Consider the following 18,023-nt stretch of genomic DNA (forward strand, 5'->3'; position numbering starts at 1 on the left):
GCTGCCAGTGATAGGCTTCCCATGGACAAAAAACCAGAGGAGAAATCCGTGCGTAATTCTTTGTTACACTTTGCCGCAATCGCGATCGTTTCCGTCTCAGGTATAGCAATCTCAGCGCAAGCGTCCGAGCAGCAAGCAAAACCGCATACAGAGGAGCCGCAAACTGCCGCGCTACAACATTCGCCGAGCGCAGCCGCAGACAATCCAGTCGCGGATCCCAAAGCCGTTGTTATCGTAGGAAACGCAAGATTCACCGTCCTCACACCCGAGTTGATTCGCATGGAGTGGGTAGCAGACGGGAAGTTTGAAGACCACGCATCGTTCGTCTTTATCAATCGCCGCCTTCCCGTTCCAAAATTTTCGAAAGAAGAGGCAGACCACAAGCTGACCATCAAGACATCAGCGCTCACTCTTAAATACGACGGCAGGGCCGGCAAGGATGGGCAATTCTCGCCCGACAATCTCTCCATCGACCTCACCGTAGATGGCAAGTCAGTCACTTGGCACCCTGGAATGACCGACACTGAGAACCTGCAGGGCACAACGCGCACACTCGACGGCGCACTCGGGTCGAAGACGCGCGAGCCGATCGAGCAGGGCTTGGTGTCCCGCTCCGGATGGGCCCTCGTCGATGACTCCACCCGACCCTTGTTTGATTCCGCAAACTTCACTTTCAAAGAAGGCGAAAAGAGTCCGTGGCCATGGGTCATGGAGCGTCCCGCGGGCGAACGTCAGGACCTCTACTTCTTTGGCTATGGCCACGAATATCGCAAAGCCCTTGGCGATTACATTCGCGTCGCCGGACGCATCCCCCTCCCGCCACGCTTTGCCTTCGGCACCTGGTGGTCCCGCTACTGGGACTACAGCGATCAGGAGATCGAGGAAATCATTCGCGGGTTCCATGAGAACTCGACGCCGCTCGACGTCTTCGTCATCGACATGGGATGGCACACCAGTAGAGAGCAACTCCAGGCCAAAGGCGAAGGCGACAAGAACGGCCTCGACCAATCCAAACACTCACTAGGCTGGAGTGGCTACACATGGAATGACGAGCTCTTTCCTTACCCCCAGCTATTTCTCGACAGGCTGCACGCGAATCATTTGAAGACCAGTCTGAATCTGCATCCCGCTTCGGGCATTCAGCCGTGGGAGAGCAGCTACCCGGCGATGGCTAAAGCCATGGGCATCGATCCGGCCACTAAGCAATACGTACCTTACGACATCACCAACAAGAAGTTCGCTGAAAACTACTTCAATCTCGTTCTTCATCCGCTTGAGAAACAAGGCATCGATTTCTGGTGGCTCGACTGGCAGCAAGAACAAAACACGAAGATGGCTGGCGTGAAGCCTACCTGGTGGATTAACTACGTGCACTTCACCGACCAGGAACGCGAGGGCAGGCGTCCCATTCTCTTCCACCGCTGGGGTGGACTTGGAAACCATCGCTATCAAATCGGCTTCTCCGGTGACACCGTTTCCGTTTGGGATTCGCTCGCTTTCCAGCCGTGGTTTACGGCCACCGCTGCCAACGTGGGTTATGCCTACTGGAGCCACGACATCGGCGGCCACATGCCTGGCGCGGTCGATCCAGAACTCTTCACGCGTTGGGTCGAGTTCGGCGCATTCAGTCCAATCCTGCGCACGCATACTACCAAAAACCCAGATTCGGAACGCCGCATCTGGGCCTATGCCGAGCCCTTCTCTTCAATACTGCGTTCAACCTTCCAACTGCGCTACGCCATGCAACCATACATCTACACTGAGGCACGGCGAACCTACGATACGGGAATTGCATTTCTGCGACCGCTCTACTACGACTGGCCAAAAGCGAACGAAGCCTACGACAACAAGAACGAGTACATCTTCGGCGACGAGATGATCGTTGCTCCAGTTGTCAGCCCGGGCGACAAGGTCTCTGGCTTGGCAACTGAGAAGGTTTGGCTGCCTGAGGGCGAATGGATTGAATGGCCGACCGGCAAACACTTCAACGGACCCACATCTGCGGATCGCAGTTTTTCCGTCGATCAGACGCCGGTATATCTGAAGGCCGGCGCCATCGTCCCAATGCAGCCGGAGATGAGGTACACCGGCGAGAAGGCAGTCGATCCGCTCATCGTAAACGTTTGGCCGCTCAAGCCGGGTAGCAGTAGCGGCTATTCCCTTTATGAAGACTCCGGAATCGCCGAGCAATACCAGCACGGCGTATTCACGCGAACACCGATCAAGGCCGTGCAAACAGGCGATACCCTTCGTGTCGAAGTTGGACCTGTCGAAGGTAGTTTCGCGGGAATGCTCAAGGCGCGCGGCTACACCATTAAACTACCGGCCGACTGGCCTCCTGAAACAGTCACCGTCAATGGCGTTGCGGTCAAGCCTGCAGGTCCGGTCGGAAAGGGCGGCTGGAGTTTCGAGGGCAACACCCTCACCACCATCATTCCGATCGCCAGCCTTACCACCGCATCGAAGGTGACCATCGAAGTGCGTCGTCCAGCCGGACTCACTGCGAAGCGTTCAGAACTCGACGGCTTCAATGGAGCCATGGCACGGCTTCGCCAAACCTATGACGCACTGAACATGACTCCGCCCGCTGCCGCGCCGCCAGACATTCTGGTTGACGCAATGCAGACAGGCGATCGGATCGGCTATCACCCGGAAAATGCGCAGAAGGAGATTGCTCACTTTCATCAGGAACTGCAGCAAGCTCAGGATGCGGTCGGTAAGCTCGTGGAGAGTGGTCAGAAGCGACTAAACGAATTCGCACAAACCCCGAGCCGGAACGACGCAGGACCGGTCGACATGAAGGTTGAGATTAAAAAGCGCGCCGACGCCCTCGCGCGCGGCGCAAAACTCGTAACCGAAGCTGGAAAGTAACAACGGAGGCAGAGGCAGCAGGATCGTCGCATAGGCAACATCGACGATCCTGCTGCCTTTCACCTCTGCATGAAAAGCGGCGGCTCGTCTGCGCTCGGTCCCCAGCTTGCCGGCACCGGAAGATTCAGGATGCGCAGGTAAACGCCGAACTGGCCGCGGTGCTGGTACACGTGGCTGAACATCACATCGCGCAGAAACAAACCGCGCGGTTGCGCCAGCACCTCCTGCCCTGCGGCGACCAGGCGCCACGTCTCCGCCATCTCCGCATCGTCAATCGAAGGCAGAATCTCGCGAACCACCGCCACGCTTTCGTCATGAGTCCGCAGAATTTCGTCGCAACTTGCCGGCTGCGGAAAGTTCGCAAAATCCGGAGCCTTCGCCGGATTAGTCTGTACAAATCGCACCACGCCGCCCGGTGTAGCTGCAATGTGATACGCCAGTTGCCCCGCGGTCATCGATTTTTCGTGCGGCTTCCATGTCAGTCTGTCTTCCGGCAGCCGTTCCAGAAATCTGCGCGTCACTGGAGCCTGCATTTCAAACTCCGCCAGAAGCGCCTGTGCAATGGATTCTCCAACCAGTACTTGTGTAATCGACATACGATCTCCTTCTGTCCTATGGGGAAGTTTTAAGTTTCAATTCCATCAGGCCTGCTTCTTCTGCCCTTCTGCGCGCTCGCGTACCCTTCCGTGGATGTAGCCCCACCCACCGGAAACGCCCTTTCGGTGATCATCCTGCACAAGACCGAAACCGGAGTGCCGAAACTTGATCAGCGTTCCGCCGCTCTCTTCGCTCAGCCTATACTGCACGTTGTTGGCCACAGGATGAGACATCATCAAAGGGCCAGAGAACTCTAGCAGCGTCGGACGCTTGATGGCCTGCACATGCGCCCAGAAGTGACCGTTGTCATTGCCCAGATCTCGATACCACCTGCCGCCAGGCCAAGCCTCCAGCACCATCGGCATCTGCCTGCCATCCCCCACTTCGTTTGCAGGTCCCAGTTGTTCCAGTAACGCTGCGAATGTGTCCTCCAGCGATGCCCGCACGTGAATCTCTTGCTCCACAAGCAGCGTGAGATCCTCAATACTTGACGTTGCATTTACGATCATCGATCCTCCTTGGGGTTGTCGTATTTGTTTGCAGTTGACGCTCTGTCCGCGGCACGTTTCTCGGCACGCTCTTTCACGCGATTTAACTGATTACTCCAGTACTTTTCAAATTCCGATGTCCACTCGTGCAGCGGTCGAATTCCCTCCGCATTCGTCCGATAGAGCTTCTGCCGACCTTCGCAGCGCATCCGCACCAGACCCACGTCACGCAGCACGCGCAAATGCTTCGATACTGAAGGCTGTTCAGCACGAAGAATTCCAACAATCTCATTTACTGAGTGCTCCCGCGCGGCCAGCAGGAGCAGTATCTCTCTTCGCCGAGGTTCCGCCACCGCATTGAACGCATCTGACGTTGTCGCCGCTCGAGCCATGATGAAGATTAATATATTCCCATATAGGCATGTGTCAATACCGGATTTGAATTATTTTTCGCCCATAAATGAAAGCGTTTGCAGCCTACACTCTAATCAATTACGATTCCCGCGTATGAAACTCCACTCTTTTCTTTCGCTTGCAAGCCTCCTCGTTGCCGCTCCTCTACTTTTCTGCCAGACCGCGCCCCGACCTTCCGACCCCCTTGCTCCCACGCAGGACGTGAAGTCCGCTGAGCAGATCGATCGCGAGTGGCAGCAGTCTGTCAGCAAATATGACGTCGAACGCAAACGCCTGCTCGCCGAAGCGGATCGACAAGCCAACGACGGGCCATACCGCCCCGACTGGGCCACGCTTATCAAGTACCAGCAGCCCCAGTGGTACAAGGACGCGAAGTTTGGCATCTTCATTCACTGGGGAGTCTACTCAGTGCCGGCGGCTGAGAACGAGTGGTATCCCCGCAACATGTACGACGAAAAGAACGGCGCATACAAAAACTTCAAACAACACTTCGCGAATGGTGACGATGCCAAAGGTTACAAGGACCTGATCCCGTTGTTCCGCGCAGAGAAATTCAACGCGACGGATTGGGCTCAGTTGTTCAAAGCCTCCGGCGCGCAGTATGTCGTTCCTGTAGCTGAGCACCATGACGGGTTCTCGATGTACGACTCTCATCTCTCCGATTGGACAGTCGTGAAAATGGGACCGAAGCGAGATACTCTCGCAGAACTTTCCGCCGCAGTGCGTGCCCAAGGACTACACTTCGGCCTTAGCTCTCATCGCGCCGAACACAATTTCTTCTATTCCTTTGGCCGCACTACGCGTTCCGACGTCAACGATCCCAGATACGCATCGCTCTACGGTCCTGCACATCGGTGGTTCGAGGCAGGCGGCGATGCTCATGGTCTGGAAGATGACTGGACATGGGTAAGCGAAGCTTGGACGCGTGATTGGCTCGCGCGCGATACGGAACTCGTGGAGAAATACAAACCTGAAATCGTCTACTTCGACTGGTGGATTGGCCAGCCTAATTTCCGTCGCGCTGTGACGGAGTTCACTGCCTTCTACTACAACTTCGCCGCAGCACACGGCTATACCGGCGTCATCGACTTCAAGGACTATTCACTCAACTGGAAGTCGGGCACGCGCGATTTTGAGCGTGGACAGCAAGACCACATCATTGCAGATCATTGGCAGACAGACACGTCCATCAGCAACGCTTCATGGGGCTACATTGAGCACGACACGTTCAAGTCGCCCGAGTTTCTAGTGCATCAACTCGTCGACATCGTCAGCAAGAACGGGAATCTGCTTCTCAACTTCGGCCCTCGTTCCGATGGAACTGTCCCCGAGGAAGTGCGCAACACTTTGCTTGAAATGGGTGCATGGCTCAAGGTGAATGGCGATGCAATCTATGCGACCACGCCATGGAAATCGTTCGGTGAAGGACCGACACAGGTAAAGGGCGGCGCATTTCACGACACCGACGTGAAGGCATACACTGCTGCTGATTTCCGCTTCACAGCCAAGGGAAACACTGTTTATGTGATCGGCATGGCCTGCCCGGCAGACGGAAAAGCATCTATCCACGCGCTCGGCACATCGCATGAAGGGCCAGCGATGCCCATTGCCAATGTTGAGTTGCTTGGATCAACAGAAAAGGTTACGTGGACGCAGACCTCAGACGCGCTAGATGTGACACTGCCGGCAAACGCCGCGTGCAAATATGCGTACACCTTGAAACTCACGCCTTCCGGAAAATAGAGTCGGTGTCTAATCAGCTCAGTTCTTGAGTCTTGGCACGCTTCTCCGCAGGCGTTTCATGCAGCGAAACTGCATTTGACGCCATCACTTTAGCTGCGCTGAGCCAGGGCTCTATCGCTCCATCACATTCCTTCAAGCGTAAGTCCATCTCCATCCAATGATTTTCGTCGCGATGCCGTGTGCGAAATTCTCAGGTGTTGAGCGAAACTTCGTGACCGTCCTGGGGTCAGAGACAGTTGCATGCATCCAGCATGTGCAAAGGCGCAACAAAGGACTGAAGGTGCTCTTGCGACGGAAACGCCGTGCCCACTCTCTCCTGCTCACACACCGCGCGCAAACCCGTCGAACTTGTCTGCATGAATCAAACCAAGCTTTTTGCAGATAAGCGCTAGCCCCGGGCACGACTTGAATAAAGCATCACGGAGGTGAATGTATGTTTCGAAAAATATATCCGTTAATCTTGTTGACCTCGTTGCTGGCGGTCCCCGCTGGCATGCATGCACAAGAGATGAAGCCCAATCATATGCCTACACCGAATTTCGATCTCTACGGTGGGTACTCTTACGTCTTTAGCGAATACGGCACTCCTCCCGGCACCATCACAACTCATGGGATGAACGGGTGGGACGCCTCTCTCAAAGTTCCGCTCTTCACATCATGGCTTGGTATCAAGGGTGATGTTTCTGGAACGTACAATAGCGACAACTCTCCCAACTTCAATCCCAAAGCAATTTACTTCCTCTTTGGTCCCCAGGTGTCTGTTCATCTTGGCCGATCCACCTTGTTCGCGCATGGTATGGTGGGCAGCGCTCACGTCAGCGATAATGCGATTCCAAGTCTCAGATCATCGAATACCTTGGCGACCGCGGTTGGCGCAGGCCTGGATGCCGGCATGGGACGTCATTTCGCTTGGCGTATAACAGGTGACTACTACAACACCCACTGGCATCAGACCAGCACCACAGATGCAACCGTTTCTGAAATCCTGAACTCGAAAGGTCGCATCTCAACGGGTCCCGTATTTCGCTTCTAGCGCTTGCAGCAACTTACGCGGCTCCTTCGATGATTATCAAATTACTTGGCGTATTTGACGACCATCGAAAGCCCTCTGCGATGTTTTCCTGTCTCAGGATTGGGCGAATCTTCCAATCGTTCCTCACTTTGTTGAGTGATGATTCGCCCATAGCGTTATAGTTGCATGGGAGTTCTCTCCTGCGCATGAAGCAAGATCGCCGAAACTTTTTAAAGACGCTCGCCATTGGATCAGCCGCCCAGCTCATCTCTGCCAAGTCTCGCGGTGCACGAGGCCTCTACTCCCAGACGTCTCACGACCAAATTGCTTCCATCGCTCACGATCCGCTCCGTCCGGAATTTCATCTCCTTCCGCCGCACAACTGGATGAACGATCCCAACGGGCCAATCTGGTGGAAGGGCCAGTACCACCTCTTCTATCAACTCAATCCGCATGCAGCCGTGTGGGGCGACATGCATTGGGGACATGCCATCAGTCCCGACATGATTCATTGGAAACATCAGCCAATCGCACTTGCGCCCACACCCGGCGGAGCGGATAGCGAAGGATGCTTCAGCGGATCTGCCGTGGTACTCGATGGCAAGCCCGCGTTCATCTATACGGGCGTGCAGAATGCGCCGCCCGCAGAAACCACACTGCATGATGGCAACGACAAACTGCGTGAGACGCAAATGCTCGCGATCGCAGAAGACAGCCACCTGCTGCGTTGGAAGAAGATCGAATCCCCCGTAATTGCGACTCCGCCGCAAGGCATGGTCGTCACCGGCTTTCGCGATCCCTGTCCCTGGCGTGAAGGCGATGCATGGTATCTCGGCATCGGCTCGGGCGAACGCACCATCGGCGGATGCGTTCTTCTCTATCGCTCGCACGACTTGCGCCACTGGGAGTACCTGCACAAACTCGCACAAGGCAAACCAAATGGCAAGGTCGCGGTCAATCCCTGCGACAGTGGCGAAATGTGGGAGTGTCCCGACTTCTTCTCGGTCAGCGGACAACACTGCCTCCTCTATTCTTCCGAAGACAAAGTCTTCTGGACGACCGGCGAATACGATGCACAGCAGCATCGCTACACCGCCACGCGCACCGGCGTGCTTGATCATGGCTCTGCTTTCTATGCCCCGAAAAGCTTTCTTGCCCCCGACAACCGCCGCATTTTATGGGGATGGATTCGCGAAACGCGCCCTGAAGCTCAATTCGCAGCGGCCGGCTGGTCCGGCGCAATGGGGCTTCCACGCGTACTAACGATCAACTCTGAAGGCCAACTCGAAATGAATCCCGCCGCGGAAACCGCAAAGCTTCGTGGTCCCGCGGAGTCGGCAGAGTTGAAGGCCGAGACGCCATGCAAACAAACGCTGGCCACACTGCGCAGAGAACTACTCATCCCTCTGGACCATGCAAAGCCAAAGATCTCCATCCGTCTTTCGACGACCGGCAAAGCAATCTGGGAACTTCTAATCGATGTTCCGGCCAGCCTCGTGACATGTGGTGACATCACGTTTGCTCTCCCACCGACATTGCGACCGGATGATGCGCTTCGCATCTTCATTGATGGTTCTGTCATCGAGTGTTTTTTCGCAGGACGAGAATGTCTCACTAGCCGCGTGTATGAGGTACGCCCCGGTGATACCGAACTTGAAATCTCATTGCTCGCGGGAGAAAGCTTTCGTGTGACGCAATGGCCGCTCGAAGCCATTTCACCTGATCGCTTGACTACATAGCTATTTTCCGCGCATCACGCCTCGCTCCGATATAGTGTGCGAAGGCATATTCCCCGCCCTTAAAGGACATTTCAATGACCCTGGATCGTCGAGGTTTTCTCGCAGCCTGCAGCCGCGCCGGCATTACTTCTGCCCTGTTTCCCGGAGTTCTCTACACGCTTGCCGCTCAGGCACAAGAATCGCCGGATACTGACCAGTCGAAGCCGCCGAAGATCACTCCAGAAATGATCGACCAAGCCGCGATCTTGGCCGGCATTGGACCCTTCCCTGACGATCAGAAGAAGATGATGATCGATGGCCTCATTGATCAGAACGGCTCTTTCAAGGCCATCCGCAAATTGAAAATTCCGAATTCTATCGCGCCTGCTTTCGTTTTTCATCCATTAGCAGCTGCGGGAAGTACTAACCGCGCTGCCGCGGAGACATCGAACGTACATGGATGGTCACCAAATCCCAAAGTCAGCGCTCCCTCCAACATCGAAGACCTGGCCTTCGCATCTGTGAGCGAACTCGCGAGCCTGCTGCACGCGCGCAAGATCACTTCGCTCGCTCTCACGCAGATGTATCTCGCCCGGCTCAAGCGCTACGACTCGAAGCTTCACTTCGTCATCACGCTCACCGAAGACCGCGCACTCGCTCAGGCCAAGGAAGCCGACGCAGAAATCTCTGCCGGAAAGTATCGCGGCCCGCTGCACGGAATTCCGTGGGGTGCGAAAGACTTGCTCGCGGTGAAAGGCTACCCAACAACATGGGGCGCAGGCGGCTTCGAGCACCAGTCATTCGACGAAGACGCTACGGTGGTTAAACGTCTCGATGACGCAGGCGCGGTGCTTGTCGCCAAGTTCACCCTCGGCGCGCTGGCCATGGGTGACAAGTGGTTCGGCGGCCGTACCCGCAACCCATGGAATCCGAATCAAGGTTCAAGCGGATCATCTGCCGGCTCGGCCAGCGCCGTCGCCGCCGGATGCGTAGCTTTTGCTATTGGCTCTGAGACGCTGGGTTCCATCAGTTCCCCGTCAACTCGCTGCGGTTCCACGGGCCTGCGGCCGAGTTTCGGCTTTGTGCCGCGCACCGGCGCCATGGCGCTGAGTTGGACCATGGACAAGCTCGGCCCGATCTCGCGCTCCGCCGAAGACTGCGCACTCATTCTCAATGCAATTCACGGTCCTGACGGACAAGATACTTCGGTTCATCCCGCACCCTTTCATTGGAATCCCAATTTTGATGTGCACTCTCTGCGCATCGGGTTTCTGAAGGCGGACTTCGACGAGCCGTCTGCGTTTAAACTTCCTCCGCCTCCTACATCCGAAACGGTCGAAGAAAAAAAGAACCGCGAAAAGCAGGAAGCTCAACGAAAGATGGGGCGCGCACGCCGAGAGTACGATCACCGCTATGACGTCGCCACACTCGACAAGCTCCGCGCGATGGGCATCAAGCTGGTCCCGGTGGAACTTCCCAAGTTGCCGTATGGGGCGATGGTCGGCCTCCTCGGAGCCGAGGCCGCTGCTGCCTTTGACGACCTCACCCGCAGTGGCCGCGATCGCCTGCTCACCGAACAAGGCGTGGAAGATTGGCCGAATCAATTCCGCACAGCACGGTTTTATCCAGCCGTCGAATACATCCAGGCGAATCGCGCGCGAACCCTCGCAGTCCAGCAGGTATCAGCACTCTTTGAAAAAGTCGACATCATCGTTGCGTCCTCCGGCGGAGCGCAACTGCTGGCCACCAATCTCACTGGCCATCCGGCGCTCATCGTGCCTAACGGACTGCGCGGCGACGATGCCCCCAAGCCGCCAAAAACCGACGATGGTGAAGACGACGACATCGGCGGTCCCGGAACTCCGGTCTCCATCACATTTCTTGCGGGACTATACGAAGACGCCAAACTCGCAGCCTTCGCCAACGCATATCAACTCGCTACCGGTTTCAACAAGCTGCATCCAAAGCTGGACTAACTCGACGCTATGCGAATCTTGTGATTGGTCACTTACAAGATTCGCTCGGTGCCTTCCCTTGTCATCCGCGAAAGGAACTCCTTCGCGAAGTCGGCCTCGATGAGTCAGCGCCGAATCGCCTGATCCTTCATTTCGACTGCGGCTTGTCCGTCGGTGGCTGAGTTGTGCTCGGGGATGGCGGAGTTGCTGGAGCAGTCGATGGTGGCGGCGTTCCCGCTGCGGACGGGGTTGCAGGATTCGCGGGTGCCGCTGTCGGAGGCGGAGTTGTTCCTGGCGTCGCCGGACTTGCAGGTGCGGCAGGCGTACCCGGACCTCCAGGAACCGTTCCAGGGGCGCCGGGGCGTGGCATCATGCGCATTGGCTGGCCGTTTGGCCCTGCTCCCATGCCCGGTCGCACTGGGGGTGCCGGCATTTCACTCACATCCACAAGCTCTATATCGAAAATCAGGTCCGCCTTGGGTGGAATGCCCGGGTTGGCCGCACTCGGTCCGGGCCTCCCGCGCGAGCCGTAGGCAAGCTGCCATGGGATAAATAGACGCCGCTTTCCGCCGATCTTCATGCCCGTAAAGCCCTGGTCGAAGCCTGGGATTACGCGTCCGAATCCCTGCGGGAAACTGATCGGCTCGCCGTCACTCATCTTCGGTTTTCCATCGGCGTCCATTTCAGGCTTGCCGTCTTTTCCCATTACCGGAGACTTGTGATCGTAAGATGAATCGAACTTGTGCCCGTCGGCCGCAAGCCATCCGGTGTAATTCACCTTGTAGATTTTGTTGGGCTCGGCTTCAGCTCCGGTGCCGATATGAACATCCTGGTAGCGCAGGCTGAAAGCCGTTTTTAGAATCCCACGCGCGGGCGGCACACCGGGCGGCAACTTTACTCCAGTCGCGGTTGTGACCGGCTTGGCCGCAGCCCTGGGAGCAGCGGGTTTGGCAGGCGTTTGCGCAAAACAAGTCAGCGCGGTCAACGCCACGAAAATGCAAAAAATGAATTGTTTCATTGCAAAAAAGTGCTCCGGTTTGTTCTCATCGGGAGTGTAACAGGCCCTCCGTCCCCAGCCCCAAGTGGTTCGAATTCCTGAAATCTTATGAGGGCCTTATGACCCTCTCGTTAGAGTGACTCATGGCCGAATCTTTCCTTCGACTTCTTTACGCTTCCTGGCTTCCCGCTGCATCCTTTTTCGCGGGCGTACTTAATTCAATTGCCGGCGGCGGATCGTTCTTGTCGCTCCCCGCGCTTTTTGCCGGCTCCGCGGCCATTGGCATTGGGGCGGTGATGGTTCAGGCCACCAACACGGTGGCGTTGTGGCCGGGCCAGTTGACCGGGCTCATCGCATTTCGCAAGGAACTGCGTGAATATGGGTGGGAGTTGCTTCCACTCGGCACCGCAGCGGGCATTGGCGGATGGATCGGCGGCTTTTTGTTGCTGAGAACGGGTAACCACATGTTCCGCCAATTGCTGCCGTGGCTGCTGCTATTTGCGGCTGTCATGTTCGTGCTCAGCTTTCCGTTGGGACGCTGGCTGCAGACCCTTTCCGGAGGCAAGCGGCATAACAAACTGCTCATCGTGGGGATGGTGGTGGTGAGCGTCTACGTCGGATACTTTGGCGCTGGCGGCGGCTTCCTGGTGATGGCATTATTCGGCATCTGCGGCGTTCACGATATTCACGAAATGAATGCGCTGAAGGTGCTGACTGCGGCGGTTTCAATTGGTATTCCCGCTGTCTCGTTCATCCTTGCAGGCAAAGTGGAGTGGCGCTTCTGCCTGGTGATGGCAATCCTTGCCGCGCTCGGCGGCTACGTCGGCGCACACTATAGCCGTCTCATCAACCAGGCCATCATGCGCAGAACAGTCGCTGCAATCGGATTCATGACAGCTGCATACTTCTTCGTGCAGAACTATGCGGCCCACCCAGTGCGATAACCATCGCATTGGCTTTCCTGGGTCGGTGCTCGTCAGTTTCCAGTCTTCGTCTCTGAACCTTTGGCCATCGCGTTCCAGTGCACGTTGTCGGTTGAGAACTCCTGCGCGTAGTCGATGCGATCAGTGCCGGTGAACACATTCACAACGTGGAAATAGATCGTTGTCTCGCCCTGCGTCACCTGCCAAGGAAACGTCCAGATATTTCCGACGATCTGCAGCCGCCCCGGGCTGACAGGGTCCCCATTTTGTGGAATCGGGTACGACGTGTACATCTTCTGTTGGTCGTTGTATGTGAACACCAGCAGCGCCTTCGATTCCCCGTCGACAAACTGATTGCAGGCAACGTATAAGCCACTCTTCCAGCAATCATTGCGCAGCGTCTTGTCTTCCTTGCCGGGCTGGCTGTATGCCGTTAAAAACCGCTCGCCATGCACCTTCCAGGTCCCGGCGTAGTTCATGATGACGTCAATGCCAGTGGGCGCTTGCTGGGGCGTTTGCGCGACACCGGGCGCTAAGAACAGGACTCCAAGACAGAACAGCGAAGCTACACGAAGCATGAGGATGATTCTCCGATTCACTTGTAATGTTAATGCCACCAAAGCGAGACCCATGGTTTCAACTCGATTTCGCCAGCATGCCCGCGAGCAGCGCGGTGCGCGGTGCCAGATGTTCAAGCAGGACGGATTCGTGACTGGCATGCGCGCCTTCGCCTACGGCGCCCATTCCGTCCAGCGTTGGAATGCCGAGAGCCGAAGTGAAGTTCCCATCCGATGCGCCGCCGGTCGACGCTTCCTTGAGCTCGATACCAAGTTCAGCTGCCAGCATTTGCGCCCGTTCGCACAGTTTCACAGTCCCACGCGTTCGTTCCATGGGAGGGCGGTTGATGCCGCCATTGATTGCAAGAGAGCAGCGCTTGTCTACCGCTTCCAAGGAAGCGAACTTGCGCTCGATGCGCGGACCGTCGGCAATTTTCGCAATACGCACGTCAACTTCAGCGAAGGCCTCTGCGGGAATAACGTTGGTCTTGGTGCCGCCACCGGCAACGCCCACGCTTACGGTCAAGCCGCGCTTGAGGTCGGTCCAGCCGCTGACGGTCTCCATCACCCGGCCCAGTTCCAGCAACGCGCTGGCGCCCTTCTCGAAATCGACGCCGGCATGCGCAGCCACTCCGCGAATTTCAATGCGCCAGTTTCCAGTGCCTTTGCGTGCTGTCTTGTAGGCAAGGCCCTGCGCGGGCTCAAGCACAAAGACTGCTTCGCATTCATGCGCAAGTTTTTCGGTAATCGGCCGGGAAACTGGACTACCTATCTCCTCGTCGCTATTAAGGAGCAAGATCATCTCGCGATTCAGCAGTTCGGCCTCAGCAAGTATCTCGACGGCGGTCAAGGCCATCGCAACACCGACTTTCATATCCAGTGTGCCCGGCCCCCACAGGCGACCGTCGGCAATACGGCAGGGCATCTGCCGCAGGGTGCCGATTGGCCTGACGGTATCCAAATGCCCGAGAAGCAGAACTGGTCTTCGCAGGCTGCTCTTGCTTTTCCAGCGCGGGCCAAACCGAACTTCAAGCACATCTCCATACTTGCGCTGACGGTGAAGCTTGATTCGTCCATCGAGAGAGCGCCCGGCATCAGTTGCAATCGCAACGCAGGCGTCGACTGCGGCTTTGTCATCGGAAGGCGACTCGGCGAGGACGAGTTTGCGCGCGAGTTGGAGCAACGCGGCTTCTTTGCGCCGCGAGCCAGCCAGCAGCGCACGCATGGGAAATTCGGATTCGACTACTTCGGGTGTTTGTGTGTTCACAGTTCCCAAGTCTAGAGGCGAAGAGCCATCGAAATCGACATCGAATTAATCTGCAAGTATTTTGTGGAAAACTGCAAATTCGGGAGCGGGTCTGAGAATGCCGGCAGGTGCAGCGAAGGATCAACCACGAACCGGAAAAGTCTTCTAGGATGGCATCGGGGACTTCTTTTGAGGACAATACCAGAGCTTATATCGATCAGCGCAACTTTCTTCGCGATCTCATTGATTCTTCCGCCTCTCGCCGCGCAGAATCCCGCGTCGCCCCAAGGGGCAGATACATCGGCGCACCAGGCTGCCGCAAAGGCTGCTCGAGCAGTTACGGTGCCGGCAAAGAACGGAGTCGAGCTTAGGGCCACCATCAATGGGCAGGGTCCGTTTGATGCTGTCTTCGACACCGGTTCCGGCAACCTGATGACAGCCAACCTCGCTAAACGGCTGGGGCTAAAACAGGAAGGCTCGGCGACCCTTAATGCCGGCGGAGGAGCGGTCCCGGCCAGGTTGGTAAAGGTCGCCACCATTAATATAGGCGGACTCACCATGTCTGACCAATTGTTCGCCGTCATCGACACTCCCTTGACCAAGGACCAGGACGGCATATTCGTTGGCGACCTGCTGTTGCAGAATCTCCCCATCCGCATAGATTTCGAGAAGCAGGAGATCACGTTTTACAGCAAGGATGGATTTAAATACGCAGGCAATGGAACTGCAGTCCCCATTCACTCGCAGGATGGCACTCTTCTGGCCGCGGCCACGGTCGACGGCATCGACGGCATGTTCGGTATCGACACCGGAGACATGTACTCCCTTTCCCTGTTTGCTCCGTTCGTGAAGATGCACAAGCTTGTGCAACATTACGGCGCAAAGATCGAGGGCTACGCCGGGGAGGGATGGGGAGGTCCTGACCACGGATTCTACACACGAGCGGACACATTACGCCTCGGCGATATGAGTATAGTCAGGCCCATCACGGTGCTCTCAACGGACACCCTGGGCGCCGAATCTTCTGACTCCGTTGCGGGAAACATCGGGCTGCATGTGCTTCGTCAGTTCAACGTGATCTTCGACGAACCCCACGGCAAGATGTATCTCGAAAAAAACGCCAGTTTCGGCAAGCGCGATGTCTTCAACCGCGCCGGTCTGATACTTGATCTCAATTCAGACAATCTGAAGATCAAGACCGTGATTCCGGGCAGCCCGGGTGCACGGGCGGGACTGAAGCAGGAAGATGTGATCACCAGAATCAACGGTAAAGCTCCCACGGACGAGACGATGCAGAGCGCATTCACGCAGCCTGTTGGAACAGTCGTCCATCTAACGGTGGTTCACGGGACCCAGACGCGCGAGGTTTCACTTGTATTGAGAGAAATTCTCTAAAGTCGCAGATATATCCTTACAGAGAGGGGTCAATCTCTCCCAAGACTACAACGAGGAAAACGATGCATTACCTGCTGTTTTACGAAGTAGCTGACGACTATCTCACGCGCCGCGCGGAGTTTCGGAACGTACATCTGCGTATGGGTTGGGAGGCGGCCGAACGCGGCGAACTCGTGCTGGGCGGAGCCTTGGCGAATCCGGTAGATGGTGCAGTTCTTCTTTTTAAGGGCGACTCCGCGGAGGTGGCCGAAACCTTCGCCAAAGCCGACCCCTACGTGAAAAATGGCCTCGTCAAACGGTGGTATGTACGCGAATGGACGACGGTTGTCGGCGATATCTCAGCCAATCCCAAACGGCCGGTGTGAGCCAGCGCCAGCCACCCCTCAATAGGGGTAGCTGGGAACTGCAAATTCAAGTAAACTCCATCAAAACGGTAGTCCCGGGACCCTGAAAATCAGTTATGGATAGTAGTGCGGCTCAGAATCAAGATGTGTTTTTGGAATCGGCCGCAGATGCCAGCTTGAGGCCGATTTTCGGTTCAGGGGAGATGGCCGATTTAACCCGGGCGTTCCCCTGGGGGGAAACCTGTGTCGGCTCGATCGACCAATGGCCGGAAGCGCTATACATCGTCGTCAACACGATACTGAATTCTAAGCATCCCATGTTTCTCTGGTGGGGCGATGACCTCATCCAGTTCTACAACGACGCTTACCGGCCCAGCATTCGCGAAGACAAGCATCCCAGCGCGCTCGGTCAAAAGGGCCGGGAATGCTGGCAGGAGATCTGGCCCATCATTGGCCCGCAGATCGACTCGGTGATGACGCGGGGTGAAGCGACCTGGCACGAGAATCAACTTGTGCCGATCAATCGCAACGGCAAGCTTGAAGATGTTTACTGGACCTACGGCTACAGCCCGGTGCGCGGTTCTGAAGGAAACATCAAAGGCACTCTGGTCGTCTGCACAGAAACCACCCAGAACGTCCTGGCCAAGAGGCAATTGGAGCGGGAGAGCCAGCGCCTGGCTGAGTTGTTTCAGCAGGCTCCTGCTTTTTTCGCTGCGCTCGCGGGTCCGGAACATCGCTACGAGTTGGTGAATCGGCCCTACCAGGAGCTAATCGGCCAACGGGACGTATTGGGCAAGACTGTACAGGAAGCAATTCCGGAATCAGCCGAGCAGGGTTTCGTTGAGATTCTAGACCGGGTCTACCGGACGGGCGAGCCATTTGTGGGACGAAGCATGCCTATTCAACTGGCGCGCAGCAAAACGCCACCTCTCGACTTGCGCTATCTGGATTTTGTGTATCAGCCACGATACGAGACCGATGGAAGAATTTCCGGCATTATCGTGCTTGGCATCGACGTAACGGAGAGCAGGCGGACGGAGCAACTGCTGTTGCAGTCAGAAAAGTTGAATGCGGTTGGCCGCCTTGCCAGTTCGATTGCGCACGAGATCAACAATCCTCTCGCGGCTGTGACCAATCTGATTTTTCTCGCGCAGCATTCCGACTCTCTCGACGACGCCAAGCTGCATCTTCACAGTGCTGAGGTTGAACTGCGGCGCGTCTCAGCCATCGCCAACCAGACATTGCGTTTCCATCGGCAGTCCACCAATGCGCGGCCAGTTACGGGACCGGAACTGATTGATGCCACCGTGCCGCTCTACCAAGGGCGCCTGCTGAATGCGCAGGTTCGCGTGGAGAGACGCGATCGAACCGGCCATCCAGTAACGTGTTTCGAAGGCGAAATTCTGCAGGTGCTCAGCAATCTGATCGGCAACGCGATTGACGCGATGAGCCCTCACGGCGGTCGCCTGCTGATTCGCAGCCGCGAAGGCACCGATTGGAGAACTGGACGTAAGGGGATAGTGCTGACTGTGGCCGATACTGGCGCTGGAATGTCGCCGCACACGCTGAGCCGGATTTACGTGCCCTTCTTCACAACCAAAGGACACAACGGCAACGGCATCGGACTATGGATCAGCCGGGGGATCATCGAAAGGCATCAGGGCGTGCTGACAGTGCGGTCCCGCCAGTCGGAGAGCCGCTCAGGCACGGTTTTCGCGCTATTCCTTCCGTTTAAGACCACAGCCCGAGACGGAGACTGACGT

Annotated in this window: 15 protein-coding genes; 9 read left to right on the forward strand and 6 right to left on the reverse strand. The window is 56.6% G+C overall.

The features are described from left to right. Positions 1 to 48: 48 nt before the first annotated feature. A complete protein-coding gene (locus P8935_RS22320) occupies positions 49 to 2,871 on the forward strand; it encodes a TIM-barrel domain-containing protein (protein ID WP_348262519.1) in 2,823 nt (940 codons plus the stop codon). A 59-nt stretch (positions 2,872 to 2,930) separates the two neighbouring features. Here P8935_RS22320 and P8935_RS22325 read toward each other — a convergent pair whose 3' ends face one another. Genes P8935_RS22325 through P8935_RS22335 form a run of 3 tightly spaced genes read right to left on the reverse strand, consistent with a single transcriptional unit; the run spans position 2,931 to position 4,348 of the window. Beyond that, on the reverse strand, positions 2,931 to 3,467 hold the full coding sequence (locus P8935_RS22325; protein ID WP_348262520.1) for a DinB family protein: 537 nt from the start codon (positions 3,465 to 3,467) through the stop codon (positions 2,931 to 2,933). 45 nt (positions 3,468 to 3,512) lie between these two features. Further along, entirely contained in the window at positions 3,513 to 3,977 is a 465-nt protein-coding gene (locus P8935_RS22330; protein ID WP_348262521.1) for an SRPBCC domain-containing protein, read from the reverse strand. Next, on the reverse strand, positions 3,974 to 4,348 hold the full coding sequence (locus P8935_RS22335) for a metalloregulator ArsR/SmtB family transcription factor (RefSeq protein WP_348262522.1): 375 nt from the start codon (positions 4,346 to 4,348) through the stop codon (positions 3,974 to 3,976). The genes P8935_RS22330 and P8935_RS22335 overlap by 4 nt, the downstream gene beginning before the upstream one ends. Positions 4,349 to 4,463: 115 nt before the next feature. Here P8935_RS22335 and P8935_RS22340 point away from each other — a divergent pair, with 115 nt between their 5' ends. From P8935_RS22340 to P8935_RS22355, 4 genes are all read left to right on the forward strand, one after another. Then, positions 4,464 to 6,113, forward strand: a complete 1,650-nt coding sequence (locus tag P8935_RS22340; protein ID WP_348262523.1) for an alpha-L-fucosidase — start codon at positions 4,464 to 4,466, stop codon at positions 6,111 to 6,113. A gap of 433 nt (positions 6,114 to 6,546) precedes the next feature. After that, a complete protein-coding gene (locus P8935_RS22345) occupies positions 6,547 to 7,146 on the forward strand; it encodes a hypothetical protein (protein WP_348262524.1) in 600 nt (199 codons plus the stop codon). Positions 7,147 to 7,331: 185 nt separating this feature from the next. Continuing rightward, entirely contained in the window at positions 7,332 to 8,864 is a 1,533-nt protein-coding gene (locus P8935_RS22350; RefSeq protein ID WP_348262525.1) for a glycoside hydrolase family 32 protein, read from the forward strand. A 74-nt stretch (positions 8,865 to 8,938) separates the two neighbouring features. Further along, positions 8,939 to 10,819 carry an amidase gene (locus tag P8935_RS22355; RefSeq protein WP_348262526.1) on the forward strand — a complete coding sequence of 627 codons (1,881 nt, stop codon included), beginning with the start codon at positions 8,939 to 8,941 and terminating at the stop codon, positions 10,817 to 10,819. A 127-nt stretch (positions 10,820 to 10,946) separates the two neighbouring features. Here P8935_RS22355 and P8935_RS22360 read toward each other — a convergent pair whose 3' ends face one another. Further along, on the reverse strand, positions 10,947 to 11,816 hold the full coding sequence (locus P8935_RS22360) for an FKBP-type peptidyl-prolyl cis-trans isomerase (RefSeq protein ID WP_348262527.1): 870 nt from the start codon (positions 11,814 to 11,816) through the stop codon (positions 10,947 to 10,949). A 122-nt stretch (positions 11,817 to 11,938) separates the two neighbouring features. On the opposite strand from P8935_RS22360, the gene P8935_RS22365 reads away from it, so the two are divergent. Continuing rightward, positions 11,939 to 12,739, forward strand: a complete 801-nt coding sequence (locus P8935_RS22365) for a sulfite exporter TauE/SafE family protein (RefSeq protein ID WP_348262528.1) — start codon at positions 11,939 to 11,941, stop codon at positions 12,737 to 12,739. Positions 12,740 to 12,771: 32 nt separating this feature from the next. Here P8935_RS22365 and P8935_RS22370 read toward each other — a convergent pair whose 3' ends face one another. Then, complete coding sequence (locus P8935_RS22370; RefSeq protein WP_348262529.1) at positions 12,772 to 13,296, reverse strand: hypothetical protein; 525 nt, start codon at positions 13,294 to 13,296, stop codon at positions 12,772 to 12,774. 58 nt (positions 13,297 to 13,354) lie between these two features. After that, positions 13,355 to 14,542: a M20 family metallopeptidase gene (locus tag P8935_RS22375; protein ID WP_348262530.1), complete on the reverse strand. Its 1,188-nt coding sequence runs from the start codon at positions 14,540 to 14,542 to the stop codon at positions 13,355 to 13,357. A 222-nt stretch (positions 14,543 to 14,764) separates the two neighbouring features. Between P8935_RS22375 and P8935_RS22380 the strand changes: the two genes are divergently transcribed. The 3 genes from P8935_RS22380 to P8935_RS22390 all read left to right on the forward strand — a co-directional run bounded on the left by P8935_RS22380 (position 14,765) and on the right by P8935_RS22390 (position 18,020). After that, complete coding sequence (locus tag P8935_RS22380) at positions 14,765 to 15,916, forward strand: aspartyl protease family protein (RefSeq protein WP_348262531.1); 1,152 nt, start codon at positions 14,765 to 14,767, stop codon at positions 15,914 to 15,916. Between the two features lie 62 nt (positions 15,917 to 15,978). Next, on the forward strand, positions 15,979 to 16,281 hold the full coding sequence (locus P8935_RS22385; RefSeq protein WP_348262532.1) for a YciI-like protein: 303 nt from the start codon (positions 15,979 to 15,981) through the stop codon (positions 16,279 to 16,281). A gap of 182 nt (positions 16,282 to 16,463) precedes the next feature. Beyond that, positions 16,464 to 18,020: a PAS domain-containing sensor histidine kinase gene (locus P8935_RS22390; protein ID WP_348262533.1), complete on the forward strand. Its 1,557-nt coding sequence runs from the start codon at positions 16,464 to 16,466 to the stop codon at positions 18,018 to 18,020. Positions 18,021 to 18,023: the final 3 nt, after the last annotated feature.

The organism is Telmatobacter sp. DSM 110680 (assembly GCF_039994875.1).
Taxonomy (GTDB): domain Bacteria; phylum Acidobacteriota; class Terriglobia; order Terriglobales; family Acidobacteriaceae; genus Telmatobacter.